Annotated in this window: 19 protein-coding genes; 6 read left to right on the top strand and 13 right to left on the bottom strand. The window is 72.3% G+C overall.

Features of this window, described 5'->3' with window-relative positions; genetic code table 11:
* Window positions 1-36 precede the first annotated feature (36 nt).
* On the top strand, window positions 37-1,170 hold the full coding sequence (locus ACQUQD_RS15665; protein WP_428952694.1) for an adenosine deaminase: 1,134 nt from the start codon (window positions 37-39) through the stop codon (window positions 1,168-1,170).
* A 210-nt stretch (window positions 1,171-1,380) separates the two neighbouring features.
* The gene (locus ACQUQD_RS15660; protein WP_428952693.1) at window positions 1,381-1,722 is read left to right on the top strand and encodes an ATP-binding protein; all 342 of its coding nucleotides are present in this window, start codon (window positions 1,381-1,383) and stop codon (window positions 1,720-1,722) included.
* A 90-nt stretch (window positions 1,723-1,812) separates the two neighbouring features.
* Here the strand turns inward: ACQUQD_RS15660 and ACQUQD_RS15655 are convergent, their stop codons facing one another.
* The 5 genes from ACQUQD_RS15655 to afsQ1 all read right to left on the bottom strand — a co-directional run bounded on the left by ACQUQD_RS15655 (window position 1,813) and on the right by afsQ1 (window position 5,562).
* Window positions 1,813-2,013 carry a PspC domain-containing protein gene (locus ACQUQD_RS15655; RefSeq protein WP_428952692.1) on the bottom strand — a complete coding sequence of 67 codons (201 nt, stop codon included), beginning with the start codon at window positions 2,011-2,013 and terminating at the stop codon, window positions 1,813-1,815.
* Between the two features lie 79 nt (window positions 2,014-2,092).
* On the bottom strand, window positions 2,093-2,635 hold the full coding sequence (locus ACQUQD_RS15650) for a VanZ family protein (RefSeq protein WP_428952691.1): 543 nt from the start codon (window positions 2,633-2,635) through the stop codon (window positions 2,093-2,095).
* Window positions 2,636-2,711: 76 nt separating this feature from the next.
* Window positions 2,712-3,287, bottom strand: a complete 576-nt coding sequence (locus tag ACQUQD_RS15645) for a hypothetical protein (RefSeq protein ID WP_428957567.1) — start codon at window positions 3,285-3,287, stop codon at window positions 2,712-2,714.
* 23 nt (window positions 3,288-3,310) lie between these two features.
* Window positions 3,311-4,888 carry an ATP-binding protein gene (locus ACQUQD_RS15640; RefSeq protein ID WP_428952690.1) on the bottom strand — a complete coding sequence of 526 codons (1,578 nt, stop codon included), beginning with the start codon at window positions 4,886-4,888 and terminating at the stop codon, window positions 3,311-3,313.
* The gene (gene afsQ1 / locus ACQUQD_RS15635; RefSeq protein ID WP_161300939.1) at window positions 4,885-5,562 is read right to left on the bottom strand and encodes a two-component system response regulator AfsQ1; all 678 of its coding nucleotides are present in this window, start codon (window positions 5,560-5,562) and stop codon (window positions 4,885-4,887) included. Before afsQ1 ends, ACQUQD_RS15640 begins: the two co-directional genes overlap by 4 nt.
* A gap of 194 nt (window positions 5,563-5,756) precedes the next feature.
* Here afsQ1 and ACQUQD_RS15630 point away from each other — a divergent pair, with 194 nt between their 5' ends.
* The gene (locus ACQUQD_RS15630; protein WP_428952689.1) at window positions 5,757-6,512 is read left to right on the top strand and encodes a SigE family RNA polymerase sigma factor; all 756 of its coding nucleotides are present in this window, start codon (window positions 5,757-5,759) and stop codon (window positions 6,510-6,512) included.
* Between the two features lie 167 nt (window positions 6,513-6,679).
* On the opposite strand, the gene ACQUQD_RS15625 is transcribed toward ACQUQD_RS15630, so the two are convergent.
* Window positions 6,680-7,315 (bottom strand): ATP-binding protein, encoded by a 636-nt coding sequence (locus tag ACQUQD_RS15625; RefSeq protein ID WP_428952688.1) that lies wholly within the window; start codon window positions 7,313-7,315, stop codon window positions 6,680-6,682.
* 127 nt (window positions 7,316-7,442) lie between these two features.
* Here ACQUQD_RS15625 and ACQUQD_RS15620 point away from each other — a divergent pair, with 127 nt between their 5' ends.
* Window positions 7,443-7,844 (top strand): hypothetical protein, encoded by a 402-nt coding sequence (locus ACQUQD_RS15620; RefSeq protein ID WP_428952687.1) that lies wholly within the window; start codon window positions 7,443-7,445, stop codon window positions 7,842-7,844.
* Here ACQUQD_RS15620 and ACQUQD_RS15615 read toward each other — a convergent pair.
* Together ACQUQD_RS15615 and ACQUQD_RS15610 are read right to left on the bottom strand one after the other, a co-directional pair.
* Window positions 7,791-9,308, bottom strand: a complete 1,518-nt coding sequence (locus tag ACQUQD_RS15615) for a DHA2 family efflux MFS transporter permease subunit (RefSeq protein WP_428952686.1) — start codon at window positions 9,306-9,308, stop codon at window positions 7,791-7,793. The genes ACQUQD_RS15620 and ACQUQD_RS15615 overlap by 54 nt on opposite strands.
* Window positions 9,309-9,337: 29 nt before the next feature.
* The gene (locus ACQUQD_RS15610; protein ID WP_428952685.1) at window positions 9,338-9,931 is read right to left on the bottom strand and encodes an NADPH-dependent FMN reductase; all 594 of its coding nucleotides are present in this window, start codon (window positions 9,929-9,931) and stop codon (window positions 9,338-9,340) included.
* Between the two features lie 114 nt (window positions 9,932-10,045).
* Between ACQUQD_RS15610 and ACQUQD_RS15605 the strand changes: the two genes are divergently transcribed.
* A complete protein-coding gene (locus tag ACQUQD_RS15605; protein ID WP_428952684.1) occupies window positions 10,046-10,795 on the top strand; it encodes a TetR/AcrR family transcriptional regulator in 750 nt (249 codons plus the stop codon).
* Between the two features lie 72 nt (window positions 10,796-10,867).
* Here ACQUQD_RS15605 and ACQUQD_RS15600 read toward each other — a convergent pair whose 3' ends face one another.
* The 3 genes from ACQUQD_RS15600 to deoC are packed head-to-tail and all read right to left on the bottom strand — an operon-like array spanning window position 10,868 to window position 14,162.
* Window positions 10,868-11,758, bottom strand: a complete 891-nt coding sequence (locus ACQUQD_RS15600; RefSeq protein WP_428952683.1) for an aldehyde dehydrogenase family protein — start codon at window positions 11,756-11,758, stop codon at window positions 10,868-10,870.
* Complete coding sequence (locus tag ACQUQD_RS15595) at window positions 11,751-13,187, bottom strand: aldehyde dehydrogenase family protein (RefSeq protein WP_428952682.1); 1,437 nt, start codon at window positions 13,185-13,187, stop codon at window positions 11,751-11,753. Before ACQUQD_RS15595 ends, ACQUQD_RS15600 begins: the two co-directional genes overlap by 8 nt.
* A 6-nt stretch (window positions 13,188-13,193) precedes the next feature.
* Window positions 13,194-14,162 carry a deoxyribose-phosphate aldolase gene (gene deoC, locus ACQUQD_RS15590; protein WP_428952681.1) on the bottom strand — a complete coding sequence of 323 codons (969 nt, stop codon included), beginning with the start codon at window positions 14,160-14,162 and terminating at the stop codon, window positions 13,194-13,196.
* Between the two features lie 264 nt (window positions 14,163-14,426).
* On the opposite strand from deoC, the gene ACQUQD_RS15585 reads away from it, so the two are divergent.
* Entirely contained in the window at window positions 14,427-15,035 is a 609-nt protein-coding gene (locus tag ACQUQD_RS15585; protein WP_428952680.1) for a PH domain-containing protein, read from the top strand.
* Between the two features lie 12 nt (window positions 15,036-15,047).
* Here ACQUQD_RS15585 and ACQUQD_RS15580 read toward each other — a convergent pair whose 3' ends face one another.
* Together ACQUQD_RS15580 and ACQUQD_RS15575 are read right to left on the bottom strand one after the other, a co-directional pair.
* Window positions 15,048-16,244 carry a glycosyltransferase family 39 protein gene (locus ACQUQD_RS15580; protein ID WP_428952679.1) on the bottom strand — a complete coding sequence of 399 codons (1,197 nt, stop codon included), beginning with the start codon at window positions 16,242-16,244 and terminating at the stop codon, window positions 15,048-15,050.
* A 128-nt stretch (window positions 16,245-16,372) separates the two neighbouring features.
* A complete protein-coding gene (locus ACQUQD_RS15575) occupies window positions 16,373-18,028 on the bottom strand; it encodes a phospho-sugar mutase (protein WP_428952678.1) in 1,656 nt (551 codons plus the stop codon).
* Between the last annotated feature and the right edge of the window lie 32 nt (window positions 18,029-18,060).

Below are 18,060 nucleotides of genomic sequence, written 5' to 3'. Positions count from 1 at the left end.
GGCGAGATCTACGCGCGTAGGAGTTAGAGTGCCGAAATGACGAGCCAGACCACCGCGCACCCCGACAGCCCCCAGGCTCCGACCGCGGACCAGATCCGCCGCGCGCCCAAGGTGCTCCTGCACGACCACCTCGACGGCGGCCTGCGCCCCGGCACCGTCGTCGACCTGGCCCGCGAGCAGGGCTACGACAACCTGCCGGAGACCGACGCCGACAAGCTCGGCCTCTGGTTCCGCGAAGCGGCCGACTCCGGTTCCCTGGAGCGGTACTTGGAGACGTTCGCCCACACCTGCGCCGTCATGCAGACCAAGGAGGCCCTCTTCCGGGTCGCCGCCGAGTGCGCCGAGGACCTCGCCGAGGACGGCGTCGTCTACGCCGAGATCCGCTACGCGCCCGAGCAGCACCTGGAGCGGGGCCTCACCCTCGAAGAGGTCGTCGAGGCGGTCAACGACGGCTTCCGCGAGGGCGAGCGCCGCGCGAAGGAGAACGGCCACCGCATCCGCGTGGGCGCCCTCCTCACGGCGATGCGGCACGCCGCCCGCGCCCTGGAGATCGCCGAACTCGCCAACCGCTACCGGGACCTCGGCGTCGTCGGCTTCGACATCGCGGGCGCCGAGGCGGGCTTCCCGCCCACCCGCCACCTCGACGCGTTCGAGTACCTCAAGCGCGAGAACAACCACTTCACGATCCACGCCGGCGAGGCCTTCGGGCTCCCCTCCATCTGGCAGGCCCTGCAGTGGTGCGGCGCCGACCGCCTCGGCCACGGCGTGCGCATCATCGACGACATCCAGGTCGCCGACGACGGCACCGTGAAGCTCGGCCGCCTCGCGAGCTACGTGCGCGACAAGCGCATCCCGCTGGAGATGTGCCCGACCTCCAACCTGCAGACGGGAGCGGCCAGTTCGTACGCCGAGCACCCCATCGGGCTGCTGCGCAAGCTGCGGTTCAGGGTCACCGTCAACACGGACAACCGCCTCATGTCCGGTACGTCGATGAGCCGCGAGTTCGAGCACCTGGCCGACGCGTTCGGCTACACGCTGACGGACTTCGAGTGGTTCACCGTGAACGCGCTGAAGTCGGCCTTCGTCCCGTTCGACGAGCGCCTGGCGATGATCAACGACGTCGTCAAGCCGCGCTATGCCGAGCTGCGCTCCGAGTGGCTCTTCCGTTAGAGGCTGCGGTCAACATGGGGTTGACGGTGATCGGAGGATCGCCGTCCGGCCTCCATCGGGGCCGCCATGCCCTTCTGACCTGCGGTTCAGTCCTCCGGGCCGAGGCCGGTCCGGACGGGGTGGGCGAGGGTCGGCAGTAACTCCTGAGGGATGCGGCGTGTTTGCCGGGCACGGAACCGCATCCCCCAGGAACAAGGAACAAAGGACCCCATGAAGCAGTCTGCTGCCAAGACCCTCGGTGTTGCCGCTCTCGGTGTCGCCTTCGCCGCCGCCGGTGCCGGTGCCGCGAACGCCGCCCCGGCCGTGCCGGACGCCGCGGGAGCCCTCGGCTCCGTGACCTCGGGCCTGCCCGTCGAGCAGGCGGCGAGCGCGCTGCCCGCCGGCGGCCCCGAGGCCGTGAGCGCCGCGCAGAACGCTCTGGGCAGCGGCCTGACCGCCGCCAAGCCCGTCGTCGAGAAGGCCACCGACGGTGGTGACCCGGTCTCCGGGCTGCTCGGCGGCCTGCCCACCCAGGGCCTGCCCGTCGGCGGCGGCCTGCCGGCCCTCGGCTGACCCCGAGCACGACGAAGGGGCGCACCCGCGATTCGCGGGTGCGCCCCTTTTTCCGTACCGGCTTCCGGGTCTTTTGTACCGGCGCCCGGGTCACCAGGCCTGGCGGGCCTTGTTCTCACTCGGGAACAGCACCCACAGCGCGATGTAGAGCAGGAACTGCGGGCCGGGCAGCAGGCACGACAGCAGGAAGATCACGCGCATCGTGGTCGCGGAGGTGCCGAAGCGCCGTGCCAGCGCTGCGCACACTCCGCCGATCATCCGTCCGTCGGTGGGGCGGGTAAGGGCGGTCATGGTGGGCTCCTTCGCGAACCTTCGCCGTGTGGTGCTTACGTATTCGAAGGTACGGCCGCACAGCGGGCGAAGCGTCAGCTCACGGGGCGATGCCGACCCTGGTAATCGTCGGGGTAGGACCCTGAGACGGCTCCTGCCGGGGGAGGGGGGCGGCCTCGGCCCTGCGGCGGAGCCGGGCCCGCAGCGCGGGCACCACGGCGAGATGGGCGAAGGCCACGCCCACGGTGTTCAGCAGCAGCGAGTCGACGTCCACGACCTGCCCGGGCACCCCGGTCTGCAGCAGTTCGATGCCGAGCGAGATCAGCGCGCCCGCCGCGACCGTGCGCAGCAGCGAACCGCACACGGACACGTCCAGGCGGCCGCCCGCGAGGGGCAGCAGCACACCGAGCGGGGCGAGCAGGACCAGCCCCTCGCCGATGCGCGCGGCGCCCTCCTGCCAGCCGAGCGCCAGGTCGGCCCGGATACCGGCCAGGGGATGCAGGTTCGGCGCACTGACCCAGGGCACGTCGAGGGGACGCAGGGTGACCCACGCGACGAGGAAGAGGTGCACGGCGAGGAGAACGAGCCCTGCCGTACGGAAGCGGATGGCGGCCCCGTGGCCGCCCGAGCTGTGGCGCTGCACGACCCCCTAGACGCCGGTGGCGGGACGATCGGTTCCGGGGGGCCGACGATGACGTGGGTCACGCCGTCGGCGCCGGCTAGCTCACCGTCTCGGCGGGGGCGGGCGCGATACCGGGCCGGGCCTTGACCGCGTCCGAGCACTCGTAGCTGCGCAGCGGATCGTCGCCGGGGCCGCCGAGCACCACGTGCCCGCCGTCGTCCGCCGCGACCTTGCTGTTCGCGAACGTGCAGACCACCTGCGCCAAGGCGTACGGGGACAGGTCGTCCGGCGGGGTGTTCAGGCGCAGCGCGTCGACCGGGTCGCCCTTGAGCGGGCCCGAGACCTTCGTGCCGCGGCCGACGTCCGTGCTGTATCCGGCTTCCTTCTCCTCCGCGGTGAGCGGCTTGGCCAGCTGCCCGAGGAGCTCCTGGGCGACGCCGACCCGGTCGGAGTTCTGGTCGCGCTCCAGGGTGACGGTCCGGTCGACCGTCACCAGCTGCGACGTGCAGACGAGGAAGACCTGCACGGCGAACTCGCCGGCCGCGCGCGCCGCCACGTCGTTCGAGCCGGACAGGGAGCAGCCCACCCGCGTGGGCGCGGGCCCGAAGTCGGTGGGCACCTCCGTGGAACGGATCCCGCAGCCGGTCAGCAGCACGGCCGCGAGTCCGAGCAGCACCGACAGCCTTGTACGAGGCCTCACTTGACGACACCGCCTTCCTGGGGGTCCTCGGGGTCCTTGGCCTCGTCGTCGGCGTTCCGGGTCAGCGGCGAGGCGTCGACCGGCAGCCGCAGGGTGAACACGGCGCCGCCCTCGGGGGAGTTGGCGGCGGTGATCTCGCCGCCGTGCACATGCGCGTTCTCCAGGGCGATGGACAGCCCCAGGCCGCTGCCCTCCGACCGCGGCCGCGAGGCGCTGGCCTTGTAGAACCGGTCGAAGACGTGCGGCAGGACGTCCTCGGGGATGCCGGGCCCGTGGTCGCGTACGGCGATGACCAGCTCCTCGCCCTCCGTCCGCACCGAGACCCGCACCGGGGAACCGCCGTGCTTGAGGGCGTTGCCGATCAGGTTGGCGAGGATCACGTCGAGGCGGCGCGGGTCGAGACGCACCATGTTGCCGCGCTCGGCGTCGAGCTCGACGGCGTCCAGCCAGGCGCGGGCGTCGATGCAGGCGGTGATCTGGTCGGCGATGTCGACCGTGTCGACGACGAGCCGGGCGGTGCCCGCGTCGAAGCGGGTGACCTCCATGAGGTTCTCCACCAGGTCGTTCAGCCGCCGGGTCTCGCTGACCACGAGCCGGACCGCGGGCTCGATCATGGGGTCGACCGACCCGGTCTCGGCGTCGAGCTCCTCCTCCAGCACCTCGGTGACCGCGGTGATCGCGGTCAGCGGCGTACGGAGTTCGTGCGACATGTCGGCGACGAACCGGCGCGAGGCCTCGTCGCGCGCACTCATGTCGGCGACCTGCTTCTCCAGGTTCTCGGCGGTCTTGTTGAACGTCCGCGACAGCTCGGCCAGCTCGTCGGTGCCGGAGACCCGCAGCCGGGTGTCGAGCTTGCCCTCGCCGAGCCGGCGGGCGGCCACGCCGAGCCGGTGCACCGGCTTGAGCACGGTCGTCGCGGCGGCCTGCGCGAGCAGCGCCGAGCCGATCAGTGCCAGCCCGGTGGCGATGCCCAGCGACCAGGCCAGCGAGTTGAGGTCCTTGGCCTCCGGCTCCAGCGACTTCAGCATGTAGCCGGTCGGCCCGCCGTCCACCTTCGCGCCGCCCACCAGGAACGGTGTGTCGTCCTGCGTGGTGCGCTGCCAGTACAGGTGGTACGGGTGCTTGTTGTTGTCGTTGACCGGCTGCTTCCGGTTCACCGCGTCCTGCAGCGACCGCGGTACGTCGGCGACCGTGAAGGCGTCGAGATCGGAATTGCCCACGACCTTGCGGCCGTTCTCGTCCGTGCCGATGAGCAGCACGCTGAAGTGCTGGCTGCTGTCGGCCATCAGGTTCGCCGCGTGCTGGAGCTCGCCCTGCGTGGGGTGCTCGGGCAGTACGGCCGCCCGGTTCTGCATCTCCTGCTGGAAGTCGCTGAGGGTCGAGTCCTGGGTCCGGGTCAGCACGGCCTCGCGGTTGAGCCAGTACGCGATCCCGGACGCGGACACCGCGGCCGTCAGGGCGACGAGCGCGAACACCACGACGAGACGCAGCCGCAGGCTGGTGAAGCGCAGGCCCGCCAGTATCGCCTTCTTGGCCGCGGCCCAGCCACGGAGCTTGTCGTGCGGTTTGGTCACTGAGGAGAGTCCAGCCGGTAGCCCACGCCGCGCACGGTACGGATCAGCGTCGGTGACGACGGCACGTCCTCCACCTTCGCGCGCAGCCGCTGTACGCAGGCGTCGACGAGCCGCGAGTCACCGAGGTAGTCGTGCTCCCACACCAGGCGCAGCAGCTGCTGCCGGGACAGGGCCTGTCCGGGCCGGCGGCTCAGCTCCAGGAGCAACCGCAGCTCGGTGGGCGTCAGTTGGAGGTCCTCGCCGTTCTTGGTGACGGTCATCGCGGCGCGGTCGATGACCAGGGAGCCGAACGACGCCGCGTCGTTGGCCTCGCGCTCGCCGCGGCGCAGCACGGCACGGATCCGGGCGTCGAGGACCCGGCCCTGCACCGGCTTGACCACGTAGTCGTCGGCGCCGGACTCCAGCCCCACGACCACGTCGATGTCGTCGCTGCGCGCGGTGAGCAGGATGATCGGCAGCTGGTCCGTGCGCCGGATGCGGCGGCACACCTCGAACCCGTCGATGCCGGGCAGCATCACATCGAGGACGATCAGATCCGGCCGTTGCTCGCGCAGCAGCTTCAGACCGTCCTCGCCGGTGGCAGCGGTGGCCACCCGGTGACCCTGGCGCGTCAGAGACAGCTCCAGTGCCGTGCGGATGGCGTCGTCGTCCTCGATCAGCAACAGGGAAGGCACAAGCGCCATTCTGGCCCATCAGAGGCCTTTAGTTCGACCGCCGGAGCGCTCCCACACGCGACCCGCACAGCCGAAGCCGCTGTGACAGGCCTGTGACAGTCGACGGACACCGTCATGAAGTCCCCCGGGCAAGCTTTTGGACATCGCAAGGAACGACCACACGGAACACCGGACTCCACGACGGGGGGCGCGAGATGAACACGCTGCACAGCACCACCTCAAGCGCAGTTGTCACGCGTCTGCACGACGTCGTCACGGTCCGGTCCGAGAAGTCCGGTGCCGTGAGCGGGCGGGGGTGCGCTCGCGGCACCGGGCGTCAGCACGCCGCGTACATGACGGTGGTTGACGCGCACCAGGCGGCGCCCGAGGGTGCCGCTCACGGGGGAACCGCGTACAGGGAGGAATCGGGGGAGCAGCGTACGTCCCTGTCGGAGGCCGAGTTCACGGCCTACGTCCAGGAACGCCGCGCCTCCCTGTACGCGACCGCCTACCACCTGACCGGTGACCGGTTCGAGGCCGAGGACCTGCTGCAGAGCGCACTGTTCTCGACCTACCGCGCCTGGGACCGGATCAGCGACAAGGCGGCGGTCGGGGGCTATCTGCGCCGCACCATGACCAATCTGCACATCAGCGCGTGGCGCCGCCGCAAGCTGAACGAGTACCCGACCGAGGAGCTGCCGGAGACGGCCGGCGACACGGACGCGATGCGCGGCACGGAGCTGCGCGCGGTGCTCTGGCAGGCGCTTGCCCGCCTTCCCGAACTGCAGCGCACGATGCTCGTGCTCCGCTACTACGAGGGCCGTACGGACCCCGAGATCGCGGAGATCCTCGACATCAGCGTCGGCACGGTGAAGTCGAGCATCTGGCGGTCGCTGCGGCGACTGCGCGAGGACGAGGTCCTGAGCTTCGGCCGGGACCAGGAGGAGTGCTTCGGGGAGCTTGTCGCCTAGGCACTACGGAGGGGGAAACGGGGGGCCCTGCTCGGGGGAGCGGGGTGGTCACGGGGGAGCGGTAACCGGGGGGATCACGGGGGATCGCCGCGGGGGGAACGAGCGGGACCAGGAGGCCGGGGGGTCTTTCTGGTCCCGCTTCGTCGTGTGCGCCTGCGCGCCGCCCCTTACGGCGTGGCCCGCGCCTTCACGCAGCGGCCCGCGGCGGCCGCGGCCAGGCGGCCCAGTGCCTCGTCCTTGCCGCACGGGTGCGCGCCGAGCGCCGCCTGGCGGGCCACGATGGCACGCTCCGCGCGCATCAGGCGCCAGCCGCGGCGCAGCAGGAACGGGACCGACTTGCGGCCCTCCCTCAGATCGCGGAGCAGCCGGCGGCGGAACGTCGTCGAGGGGCGGCCGCGCAGGCACAGCGCGTCGGCCAGCACGCCGAGCTCCCGGCAGCGCTCCACGATGTCCGCCGCGAAGATGCCCTCCGCGATGAACAGGGGCGTGCGCTCGATGTCGAGCGCCTCCTCGCCCACCCGTGCGCTGATGGAGATGTCGTAGACCGGGACGTTGGTACGCCCCTGCTCGCACAGCGCGACGATCGCGGCGCACGCCGCGTCCGCGTCCCAGGACACCGGTGAGTCCCAGTCGATGTCCGAACTCCCCGGCACCAGCGGCAGGGTCGGGTCGTCGGCCTCCTTGTAGAAGTCGTCGAGGCACAGCACGGGAAGCCCGGAGCGGGCGGCGAACGACGATTTCCCGGAGCCGGAGGGCCCTGTCAGCAGGACGACCCGGGTCGGTATCGGAGGATGCGAACTCACGAGAGACCAGTGTGCGGCATGGACGCCGCGACGCCGACCCCGCGTGGTGACGTTGTGGCGCGCACCACGTCAACTACGCTGTGTGGTTCTGTCGTTACCCGATCCGAAAGGCTCAGGCGCAAAGATCATGGCTCGACACGCAGCCCGCAAGAACCCGATGCCCGCGTCCGGGACCCGCCGCGCCCTGCTGCGCGCGGGCCTGACCGTGACCGCCGCCGGTGCGGCCGTCGCCGCGGGCGCCGTGACCGCGAGCGCCGCGCCGGCCGAAGGCGTGGACACGTCGGGTCCCGTCCAGACGCTGACCCAGGCGGTGAACGCCTCGACCACGTACGGGCTCGGCCCCGCCAAGGACCTGCAGCTCGACCCGCTGGCCGGGACCGGCGTCGACCCCCTCGACAACGTCGTGGGCACCCAGGTCGCGGACTTCAAGCCGGTGGACACCGGAATGGTCACCGACCCGCTGACGTCGGGGAGTTCACTGTCCGAGCTGCCGGTCGTCGGCCCCGCGACGGGCGTCCTGCCGGGCTGAACCGGCCGGCCGGTCGCCGGACGACGGCGCGGGGCGGGTCCGCAGCGGCACCTCGCGCACGGCCCACGCCGCGGCGAACGCCACCGCGCACAGTGCGGCCGTGCCCAGCGCGACCCCGTGCACCCCGTCGACGACGCTCGCCCGGAACACCGCGGGACGTGCGCCGTCCCGCACCCGCTGCGCGAACACCGACCCGAGCACCGCGACCCCGAGCGAGCCGCCGACCGTGCGCAGCAGCGTCTGGGTGCCGTTCGCCGCCCCGAGGTCCCGTGGCGCGGCGCTGTTCATGGTGAGCAACATCGCGGGCTGCAGCAGGCATCCCAGGCCCGCGCCGAGCAGCAGGGTCAGGGCGGAGGCCGCCCACAGCGCCGTGTCCGTGCCGAGCAGGAGCAGGGCGAGCGCGCCCCCGGTCGCCAGCGCGCCGCCCACGATCGGATAGCGGCGGTAGCGCCCGCCCGCGCCGACCCGGCGGCCGATCGCCAGTTGGGCGGCCATCATGCCGAGCATCAGCGGGAGCAGCAGCAGCCCGCTCGCTGTCGCCGACATGCCGCGTGCGCGCTGCAGGTACTGCGGCAGGTAGCTGGCCGCCGCGAGCATGGCCGCCCCGGCCGTGAAGCTCAGGACCTGCGCGACCGTGAAGTTCCGGTCGCGGAACAGGCGGGGCGGGATCACCGGCTCGGCCGCGCGCCGCTCCACCCGCACGAATCCGGCGAGGGCCGCCGCCGAGACGAGCGCGAGGCCCAGGATCTGCGGTGACGTCCACGCGTACGTCGGGCCCGCCCAGCTCGCCAGCAGCGTCAGGGTGAGGGTCGCCGTGGTGAGCAGGGCCGCACCCGCGAGGTCGGCGCGGGCGCGGATGCGTGCCGTACGGACCCGGACGCCGACGGCGATGATCGCGAGGGCGACGATGCCGACGGGGACGTTGACGTAGAAGGCCCAGCGCCAGTTCAGCTGGTCGGTGAGGAAGCCGCCGAGCAGCGGGCCGCCGATCATGGCGGCGGGCAGCAGGACGCCGATGAGCGACTGGGAGCGGCCGGCCTCCGCCGGGGTCAGCAGCGTCCCGAGGAGCGAGAGCGCGCCGACGAACAGGCCGCCAGCGCCGAGCCCCTGCACGGCCCGGAACGCGATCAACTGCCCCATGTCCTGGGCGAGTCCGCACAGGACGGAGCCGGCGAGGAAGACGGTGATGGAGGCGAGGTAGCTGCCCTTGCGGCCGTAGAGGTCGCCGATCTTTCCCCACAGCGGTGTGGCGACGGCGGTGGTCAGCAGGTACGCCGTCACCACCCACGACAGATGGGCGAGGCCGCCCAGGTCGTCGACGATCACGGGCAGCGCCGTGCCGATGATGGTCCCGTCGAGCGTGGCGAGCACGATGCCGAGCAGCAGGCCGAGGATCACCGGGCGGGACGGCGTCGCGGCGGCTCCCTCCTCGCCGGTCCCGGTGGTCTCCGTGTGCGTGATCATGGTTCCCCCTCGGGCGATGCGACGGTCCGTCAGGCGGCGTACGGGCGGACCGACTTCGCGTCCCGCAGGGCGTGGGCCCACCAGGTGAGCTGGTCGAGCATCGCCTTCGCCGCGGTGTCCACGGCCGGGTCGTCGACGCGGCCGTCCGCCGCGAAGGCGCCGTAGGCGTTGTGGAAGCTGACCGTGTTGCGGATGGTCGTGGCGTTCAACTCGGCCATCACGACGCGGAGTTGCTCGACCGCCCGCAGGCCGCCGGACAGGCCCCCGTACGACACGAACGCGATCGGCTTGCCGTGCCACTGCTCGTTGTGCCAGTCGATCGCGTTCTTCAGGGCCGCCGGGAAGCTGTGGTTGTACTCGGGCGTGACGAAGACGAACGCGTCGGCGGCCGCGAGGCGCGGGGTCACCCGGGACAGGGCCTCCTCGGTGCCGGGCGGCGGCGCCTGGCCGAAGGCCGGCAGGACGGTGGGCAGCGGCGTCTCGGTGAGGTCGACGACATCGGCGCGCAGATCGTCGCGCTGTCCGAGGAGGCCGGTGAGCCACCTGACGACCGCGGGCGCGAAGCGGCCCTCGCGGGTGGAGCCGACGAGGACGGCGACGCGGAGCGGAGCGGTGCTGGACACGGTGAACCCCCTGATTGTGTACGACGTATCCGTTGGCGTACAACGTACACATCAATGTGTACAGCGTCTACTGGGGATACGCTGTACACGACATCGAGCGAGAGGAGCCGGGCCGTGGCGGCACGGAAGGACGACGGCGGTACGGGCGAGAGCCGGCTGGTCGAGCCCTCCCTCTGGGAGCGCCTGGAGCGGCCCGCGCCCACCCGGCGCGCCTCGCTCACGCTGGAGGGCATCGCCGCGGCCGCCGTGGAGCTGGCCGACGAGGAAGGGGCGGGCGCCGTCACCATGCGACGGCTCGCCACGAAGCTCGGGGTCGCGCCGATGGCCGCGTACCGGCACGTCTCGGGCAAGGGTGATCTGTGGGCGCTCATGTTCGACCGGGTCTCGGCCGAACTCGCGGTGCCGGACGAGGTGACCGAGTGGCGTGCGGTGCTGCGCTCCTTCGCCGTGCAGACCCGCGACCTGATGCTGCGGCACCCGTGGCTCGGACGGGCGCCGCTGCCGACGATCTCGCTCACCCCGGCCCGGATGGCGCTCGCCGAACGGCAGTTGAGGTCGCTGGCCGCCCATGACCTGGACGCCGACTCGATGATGGCCGCGTTCCGTGCGGTCAGCGCCTATGTGCACGGCTCGACGCAGGCCGAGATCGCGCTGCGCGAGTACAAGGAGGAGCAGGGCTGGAAGAGCGGCGACGAGACCCGGCAGGCGCTCGCGCCGCAGATGAACTACCTGATGGGGACCGGCCGTTACCCCACCTACCGGAAGTACGGCCTCTCCGCGACGCGCAAGGACGATCCCGCCTGGGAGTTCGAGCTCGGCCTCGACTGCGTGCTCGACGGGATCGCGCAGCGCCTCGGCATCTGAGGACCCGGGAACGGGCGAGGCCCCGGCCCCTCCCGGACGGAGGAGGGGCCGGGGCCTCGGGCTCGGGCGGCCCTAGTACGAGGAGCCGGACGCGCCCAGCGAACCCGTCGGGTGCCAGACGGTCTTGGTCTCCAGGAACGTCGTCAGCCGGTCCGTGCCCGGGTCCGCGGTGAAGTCCTCCCCGGACCGGCGACGGCGCACCCGCTTCAGATTGTCGGCCGCGGCGATCTCCAGCTCCTTCGCGAGGTCCGCGTCGGCGCCGGTGAGATCGATGCCGTTCACGTCCTGGTGCGCGGCGAGCGACGGGGCGATCTCCGACGCCTTGCCGGACAGGATGTTGACCACGCCGCCGGGCAGGTCGGAGGTGGCGAGCACCTCGCCGAGCGACAGCGCGGGCAGCGGGGACTTCTCCGACGCGATCACGACGACCGTGTTGCCGCTCGCGATGACCGGGGCGATCACCGAGACGAGGCCCAGGAACGACGACTCCTGCGGCGCGACGACGGCGACGACACCCGTCGGCTCGGGCGTGGAGAGGTTGAAGAACGGCCCGGCGACCGGGTTCGCCCCGCCCACGACCTGGCCGATCTTGTCGGTCCAGCCCGAGTACCAGACCCAGCGGTCGATCGCGGCGTCCACCACGGCGGCCGCCTTCGACTTGCTCAGGCCCTCCGCCGCGGCGACCTCACGGTCGTACTGCTCGCGGCGGCCCTCCAGCATCTCGGCGACGCGGTAGAGGATCTGCCCGCGGTTGTACGCGGTCGCGCCCGACCAGGCGCCGAACGCCTTGCGCGCGGCGACCACGGCGTCCCGGCCGTCCTTGCGGGACGACAGCGGCGCGTTCGCGAGCCACGTGCTGCCCTTGGAGTCGGTCACTTCGTACACCCGGCCGCTCTCGGAACGCGGGAACTTCCCGCCCACGTACAGCTTGTAGGTCTTGAGGACACTCAAACGGTCAGACACTGAGGTACGCCTCCAGGCCGTGGCGGCCGCCCTCGCGGCCGAAGCCCGACTCCTTGTAGCCGCCGAAGGGCGAGGTCGGGTCGAACTTGTTGAACGTGTTGGCCCAGACGACGCCCGCACGGAGCTTGTTCGCGACCGCGAGGATGCGCGAGCCCTTCTCCGTCCAGATGCCGGCCGAGAGCCCGTACTGGGTGTTGTTGGCCTTCGCCACCGCCTCTTCCGGGGTGCGGAAGGAGAGCACGGACAGGACCGGGCCGAAGATCTCGTCGCGGGCGACGGTGTGCGCCTGCGTCACGTTCGTGAAGAGCGTCGGGGCGAACCAGTAACCGGAGGAGGGCAGTTCGCACGGCGCCGACCAGCGCTCGGCGCCCTCGGCCTCGCCGGTCTCGGCGAGCGCCGTGATCCGGGCCAGCTGCTCGGCGGAGTTGATCGCGCCGATGTCGGTGTTCTTGTCGAGCGGGTCGCCGAGCCGGAGCGTCGACAGGCGCCGCTTGAGCGAGTCGAGCAGCTCGTCCTGGACCGACTCCTGCACGAGGAGGCGCGAGCCCGCGCAGCAGACCTGCCCCTGGTTGAAGAAGATGCCGGTGACGATGCCCTCGACGGCCTGGTCGATCGGGGCGTCGTCGAAGACGATGTTGGCGCCCTTGCCGCCGAGTTCGAGCGTGAGCTTCTTGTCCGTGCCCGCGACCGTGCGGGCGATCTCCTTGCCCACGGCCGTGGAGCCGGTGAAGGCCACCTTGTTCACATCGGGGTGCGCGACCAGCGCGGCGCCCGCGTCGCCGTATCCCGGAAGGATGTTGACGACGCCCTTGGGGAGCCCGGCCTGGCGGCAGATGTCCGCGAAGAACAGGGCGGACAGCGGGGTCGTCTCGGCGGGCTTGAGGACGACCGTGTTGCCCGTGGCGAGCGCCGGGGCGATCTTCCACGCGAGCATCAGCAGCGGGAAGTTCCACGGGATGACCTGGCCCGCGACGCCCAGCGCCTTCGGGTCCGGGCCGAAGCCCGCGTGGCCGAGCTTGTCGGCCCAGCCCGCGTAGTAGAAGAAGTGCGCGGCGACGAGGGGCAGGTCGGCGTCCCGCGTCTCCTTGATGGGCTTGCCGTTGTCGAGCGTCTCCAGGACGGCCAGCTCGCGGCTGCGCTCCTGGATGATCCGCGCGATACGGAACAGGTACTTGCCGCGCTCGGCGCCCGGCAGCGCCGACCACTTCTCGAAGGCCTTGCGGGCGGCCTTCACGGCCCGCTCCACATCGGCCGCACCGGCCTGCGCGACCTCGGAGAGGACCTCCTCGGTGGACGGGGAGACGGTCTTGAAGACCTTGCCGTCGGCCGCGTCGGTGAACTCGCCGTCGATGAACAGCCCGTAGCTGGGGGCGATGTCGACGACCGAGCGGGACTCGGGCGCCGGGGCGTACTCAAATGCGTTTGCCATGGGTGATCAGTCCACCGTCACGTAGTCGGGACCGGAGTAGCGTCCTGTGGCCAGCTTCTGGCGCTGCATCAGCAGGTCGTTGAGCAGGCTGGAGGCGCCGAACCGGAACCAGTGGTTGTCGAGCCAGTCCTCGCCCACCGTCTCGTTCACGATCACGAGGAACTTGACGGCGTCCTTCGAGGTGCGGATGCCGCCGGCGGGCTTCACGCCGACCTGCACGCCGGTGGCGGCGCGGAAGTCGCGGACGGCCTCCAGCATCAGCAGCGTGTTCGCGGGGGTGGCGTTGACACCGACCTTGCCCGTCGAGGTCTTGATGAAATCGGCCCCGGCCAGCATGCCGATCCAGCTCGCGCGCCGGATGTTGTCGTACGTCGACAGCTCGCCGGTCTCGAAGATGACCTTGAGCCGGGCGGCCCCGGAGGCCTCCTTCACGGCGCGGATCTCCTCGTAGACCTTCAGGTACTTCCCGGCGAGGAAGGCGCCGCGGTCGATGACCATGTCGATCTCGTCGGCGCCCGCCGCGACGGCCTCGCGGACGTCCCCGAGCTTGACGTCGAGGGCGGCGCGGCCGGCCGGGAACGCGGTGGCGACGGACGCGACCTTGACGTCGGTGCCCGCGACGGCGGCCTTCGCGGTGGCCACCATGTCCGGGTACACACAGACGGCGGCGGTGCGCGGGGTGGTCCGGTCGGTCGGGTCGGGGTGGACGGCCTTGGCGCCGAGGGCCCGGACCTTGCCCGGGGTGTCGGCGCCCTCCAGGGTCGTCAGGTCGATCATCGAGATGGCCAGGTCGATGGCGTACGCCTTCGCCGTGGTCTTGATGGAACGGGTCCCGAGCGCGGCGGCGCGGCCCTCCAGGCCCACCGCGTCGACGCCAGGCAGGCCCTGGAGGAATCGGCGCAGGGTGGCCTCGGAAGCGGTGGCGTCGGCCAGCGCGTGTTCGTTGGCTGGTGCGGGTGCAGTGGGCATGGTCACGAGGGGAGCATATCTACGCGCGTAGCGGCTGTACAGAGGAGCTCCGCTCGGGAGCGGGGGTACTGGGGAGCTGGGCGAGGAGCCATGACGAATCGGCACCCGGGGACGGTCCCCGGGCCTCGGGGCTCTGCCCCGGACCCCGCTCCTCAATCGCCGGAGGGGCTTGAGGGGGCGGAGGGGCTTGAGGGGGCGGAGGGGCTTGAGGGAGCGGAAGGGCTTGGTGTGCCGGACGGGTTCAGCGGCGCGTCAGGCAGAATCGACCTCATGACGAGCGAAACCACGTCCCCGGACCGCATCTACCGGTCGCCCGCCGGCATCGCGGGCGGCGTCGTGCTGCTCGCGCTCGGCGCCTGGCTCGGTGCCGACGCGGTGATCGGCGGTACCGGCCGCACCCCGTGGCTGGCGCTCGCCGGGCTGCTCTTCGCGGTGCCGCTCGTCGTCGCCTTCACGATCCGCCCCGCCGTCTACGGCAACGACGACCGGCTGCGCGTGCGCAACCCGTTCCGCGTCATCACCCTGCCCTGGGCGGCCGTGGCGAGCTTCCGCTCCGGGTACTCCAACGAGGTGTTCGACGAAGCGGGCAACAAGTACCAGCTCTGGTCCATCCCGGTCTCGCTGCGCGCCCGCCGCAAGGTCCAGCGCCGCCATCTGCGGGCCCAGTCCGCCGCCCGCGGCCAGCAGGACGCGACGGCGCCCCTGGCCGAGCAGCGCGCCCCCGCCGACAAGTCCATGGACGAGCTGCGCGAGCTGTGCGAGGCGCGGGCCGTGGCGAGGACGTCGCAGGGCGAGCCGAGCGTCCGCTGGGCGTACGAGATCATCGCCCCGGCCGTGGCCGGCGCCGTCCTGCTCGCCCTCCTCATCGCGCTGGGCTGAGCGGCCCGGACCTCACGGCGCGCTGGGCCACACCAGGATCATGTACCCGCCGCAGTACGCCGCGCCGAGCACCGCCCCCGTCACCCCGAGCACCAGGAACCGGCGCGACGCCCGCGCCATCACCAGCGCGAGCGGCAGCAGCAGCGGGAAGGCGGGGAGCAGGAAGCGGGCCCGGGAGAAGTAGACGCCGCCGCTGCCGAGCGTGATCACCAGCAGGACCCCGGTGAAGACCAGCAGCGGCAGCGGCTGACGGTCCCGGAGCGAGAGCGCGTACAGGACGACACAGGCGAGCAGCGTCGCCGTCACCATCACCAGGAACAGCTCGGGAGTCGAGTCGTAGGCCAGCAGCTCCCGGATGCGGCGCAGCGTCTCGACGCCGCCGTCCAGCTCGTTGTGCCACAGCCGCTGCACGGCGAAGTAGCCGTCCCAGCGGCCCAGGCGCAGCCCGACCCAGCCCACGTACGCGAGCCAGCCCAGCGGGGCCAGCAGCACGCCGGTCAGCACCCGCCACGAGAAGCGGCGGCGCAGCGTCAGCAGGCCGCACACGACGAGGGCCGCGGCGAGCGCGACGCCGGTCGGCCGGGTCAGCCCGGACAGCGCCGCGAGGGCGCCCGCCCACACCCACCGGCCGGTCAGCACCGCGTACAGGGACCACGCCACGAACGCCGTGAACAGCGACTCGGTGTAGCCCATCCACTGGACGATCCCGACGGGGAAGCACGCCCACAGAAAGGTGAGCAGGACGCCGACGCGGCGGCCGTGCAGCCGGTCGCCGACCGCGAAGATCCCCCAGGCGGCGGGCAGCGAGCAGACGGCGGCCAGGATCAGCCCGACGCTCGCCCGCGAGCCCGGTGTCACGACGGCGATCGCCTTCACCAGGTACGGATAGAGCGGGAAGAACGCGAGGTTGTTGGCGTCGTACTCGGTGCCGAGCGTGCGCTCGTAGCCGTGGTCGGCGATGCCCAGATACCACTTGGAGTCCCAGTCCGCGGCGAGCGCGGGCCAGATGCCGTGGCCCTCCTTGTGGGCCCAGACGGCGAAGACGAGGAGGGCGAACGTGCGGACGGCCGCGTACGCGAACAGGGCGGGCGCCGCGCGTCGCAGGGAGCGCGCGGCGCGGGAACGCAGTCCGTCGGCCGAGGCCGACGCGGTGGCGCGGCCGCGCCGTGCCGGAGGGAGGAGCGGAGCCTCGGTGGCGGTCGGGGGCACGTCGGCGGCTCCTGGGAGTCGGGGCGGAACAGGCGGGGGCAACGTTCCCGTCGCACCCCGCTGTTGTCGCCCCGCGTTCCGTCAACCGAACCGCATAAATCACCCGTCCGAGTGGCGCGGTGGCCCCGTCAGATGCCCGCGGCCGCCGACAGGTCCCGCTTGATCGCGGCGAGCAGCCCGGCGGCCGTCTCCCGCGCCGCGGGCAGCGCCGCCCGGTCGGTCACCGGCACCACGACCTCCAGGTAGCACTTCAGCTTGGGCTCCGTGCCGGACGGGCGGACGATGACCCGCGCGCCGTCCAGCGTGTAGCGCAGGCCGTCCGTGGGCGGCAGCCCGCCCGCGCCCGCGGACAGGTCCTCGGCCCGGACCACCCGGAGCCCGGCCAGCTCCGCCGGGGGCTGCTCGCGCAGCCGGCGCATGGCGTCCGCGATCACGGAGAGGTCCTCGACCCGCACGCTCAACTGGTCCGTGGCGTGCAGCCCGTGGGCGAGCGCCAGGTCGTCGAGCGCGTCCAGGAGGGTGCGGCCCCGCTCCTTCAGCCCGCTCGCCAGCTCGGCCACCAGCAGCGCCGCCGTGATGCCGTCCTTGTCGCGCACGCCCTCGGGGTCGACGCAGTAGCCGAGCGCCTCCTCGTAGCCGTAGCGCAGGCCCTCGACGCGGGCGATCCACTTGAAGCCGGTCAGCGTCTCCTCGTACGGGAGGCCGGCCGACCGGGCGATCCGGCCCAGCAGCGACGACGAGACGATCGACTCCGCGAGGACGCCGCTCACGCCCCGGGCCACCAGGTGCGCGGCGAGCAGCGCCCCGACCTCGTCGCCGCGCAGCATGCGCCAGCCGCCCGCCGAGGAACCGTCCGGCACCGCCACCGCGCAGCGGTCCGCGTCCGGGTCGTTGGCGATGATCAGGTCGGGGGCCTCGGACTGCGCGCGGGCCGTCGCGAAGGACAGGTCCATCGCGCCCGGCTCCTCCGGGTTCGGGAACGCGACCGTGGGGAAGTCCGGGTCGGGCTCGGCTTGTTCGGGCACGAGGACCGGCTCGGGGAAGCCCGCGCGGGCGAAGGCGGCCAGCAGGGTGTCCTTGCCGACGCCGTGCATCGCCGTGTAGACGGCGCGGGCCGACCGGGCGGACCCGGCGGCGAGGACCGCGTCCGTACGCGCCAGGTAGGCCTCCAGGACCTCCTCGCCGAGCGTGTGCCAGCCGGACTCCGGGCGCGGCACGTCGTGCAGCGAGGCCACCGCGTCGATCTCGGCGGCGATCTCCGCGTCCGCCGGCGGCACGATCTGCGAACCGTCGCCGAGGTACACCTTGTAGCCGTTGTCCCGGGGCGGGTTGTGGGAGGCGGTGACCTCCACCCCCGCCACCGCGCCCAGGTGCCGTATGGCGAAGGCGAGCACGGGCGTCGGCAGCGGGCGGGGGAGCAGCGCCGCGCGCAGCCCGGCACCCGCCATCACCGCCGCCGTGTCCCGCGCGAAGTCCGCCGACTTGTGGCGCGCGTCGTACCCGATGACGACGACGCCGCCCGTCTGCCCCGTGGCCTTCAGATACGCGGCCAGGCCCGCGGCCGCGCGGATGACCACCGCGCGGTTCATCCGCATCGGGCCCGCGCCCAGCTCGCCGCGCAGCCCGGCCGTGCCGAACTGCAGCGTCCCGGCGAAGCGCTCGCCGAGCGCCTGGAGATCCCCGGCCTCGATGAGCTTGCCGAGCTCCTCACGCGTCTCCTGGTCGGGGTCCTCCGCGAGCCAGGTCCTCGCCCGGTCGAGCAGTTCGCTGCCAGATACGGTCACGGTTCGATTCCTTCAGACGTCGGGCGTACGGG

The organism is Streptomyces sp. cg35 (genome assembly GCF_050410835.1).
GTDB lineage: Bacteria > Actinomycetota > Actinomycetes > Streptomycetales > Streptomycetaceae > Streptomyces.
The sequence above is the reverse complement of the archived record's forward strand: the minus strand, read 5'-3'. Positions and strand labels throughout refer to the sequence as shown.

Coding starts and splice junctions, on each gene's coding strand:
- ACQUQD_RS15665 (WP_428952694.1), top strand. CDS start 37: ATGACGAGCCAGACCACCGCGCACCCCGACAGCCCCCAGGCTCCGACC.
- ACQUQD_RS15630 (WP_428952689.1), top strand. CDS start 5,757: ATGAACACGCTGCACAGCACCACCTCAAGCGCAGTTGTCACGCGTCTG.
- ACQUQD_RS15595 (WP_428952682.1), bottom strand. CDS start 13,187: ATGGCAAACGCATTTGAGTACGCCCCGGCGCCCGAGTCCCGCTCGGTC.
- ACQUQD_RS15585 (WP_428952680.1), top strand. CDS start 14,427: ATGACGAGCGAAACCACGTCCCCGGACCGCATCTACCGGTCGCCCGCC.
- ACQUQD_RS15655 (WP_428952692.1), bottom strand. CDS start 2,013: ATGACCGCCCTTACCCGCCCCACCGACGGACGGATGATCGGCGGAGTG.
- ACQUQD_RS15660 (WP_428952693.1), top strand. CDS start 1,381: ATGAAGCAGTCTGCTGCCAAGACCCTCGGTGTTGCCGCTCTCGGTGTC.
- ACQUQD_RS15615 (WP_428952686.1), bottom strand. CDS start 9,308: ATGATCACGCACACGGAGACCACCGGGACCGGCGAGGAGGGAGCCGCC.
- ACQUQD_RS15620 (WP_428952687.1), top strand. CDS start 7,443: ATGGCTCGACACGCAGCCCGCAAGAACCCGATGCCCGCGTCCGGGACC.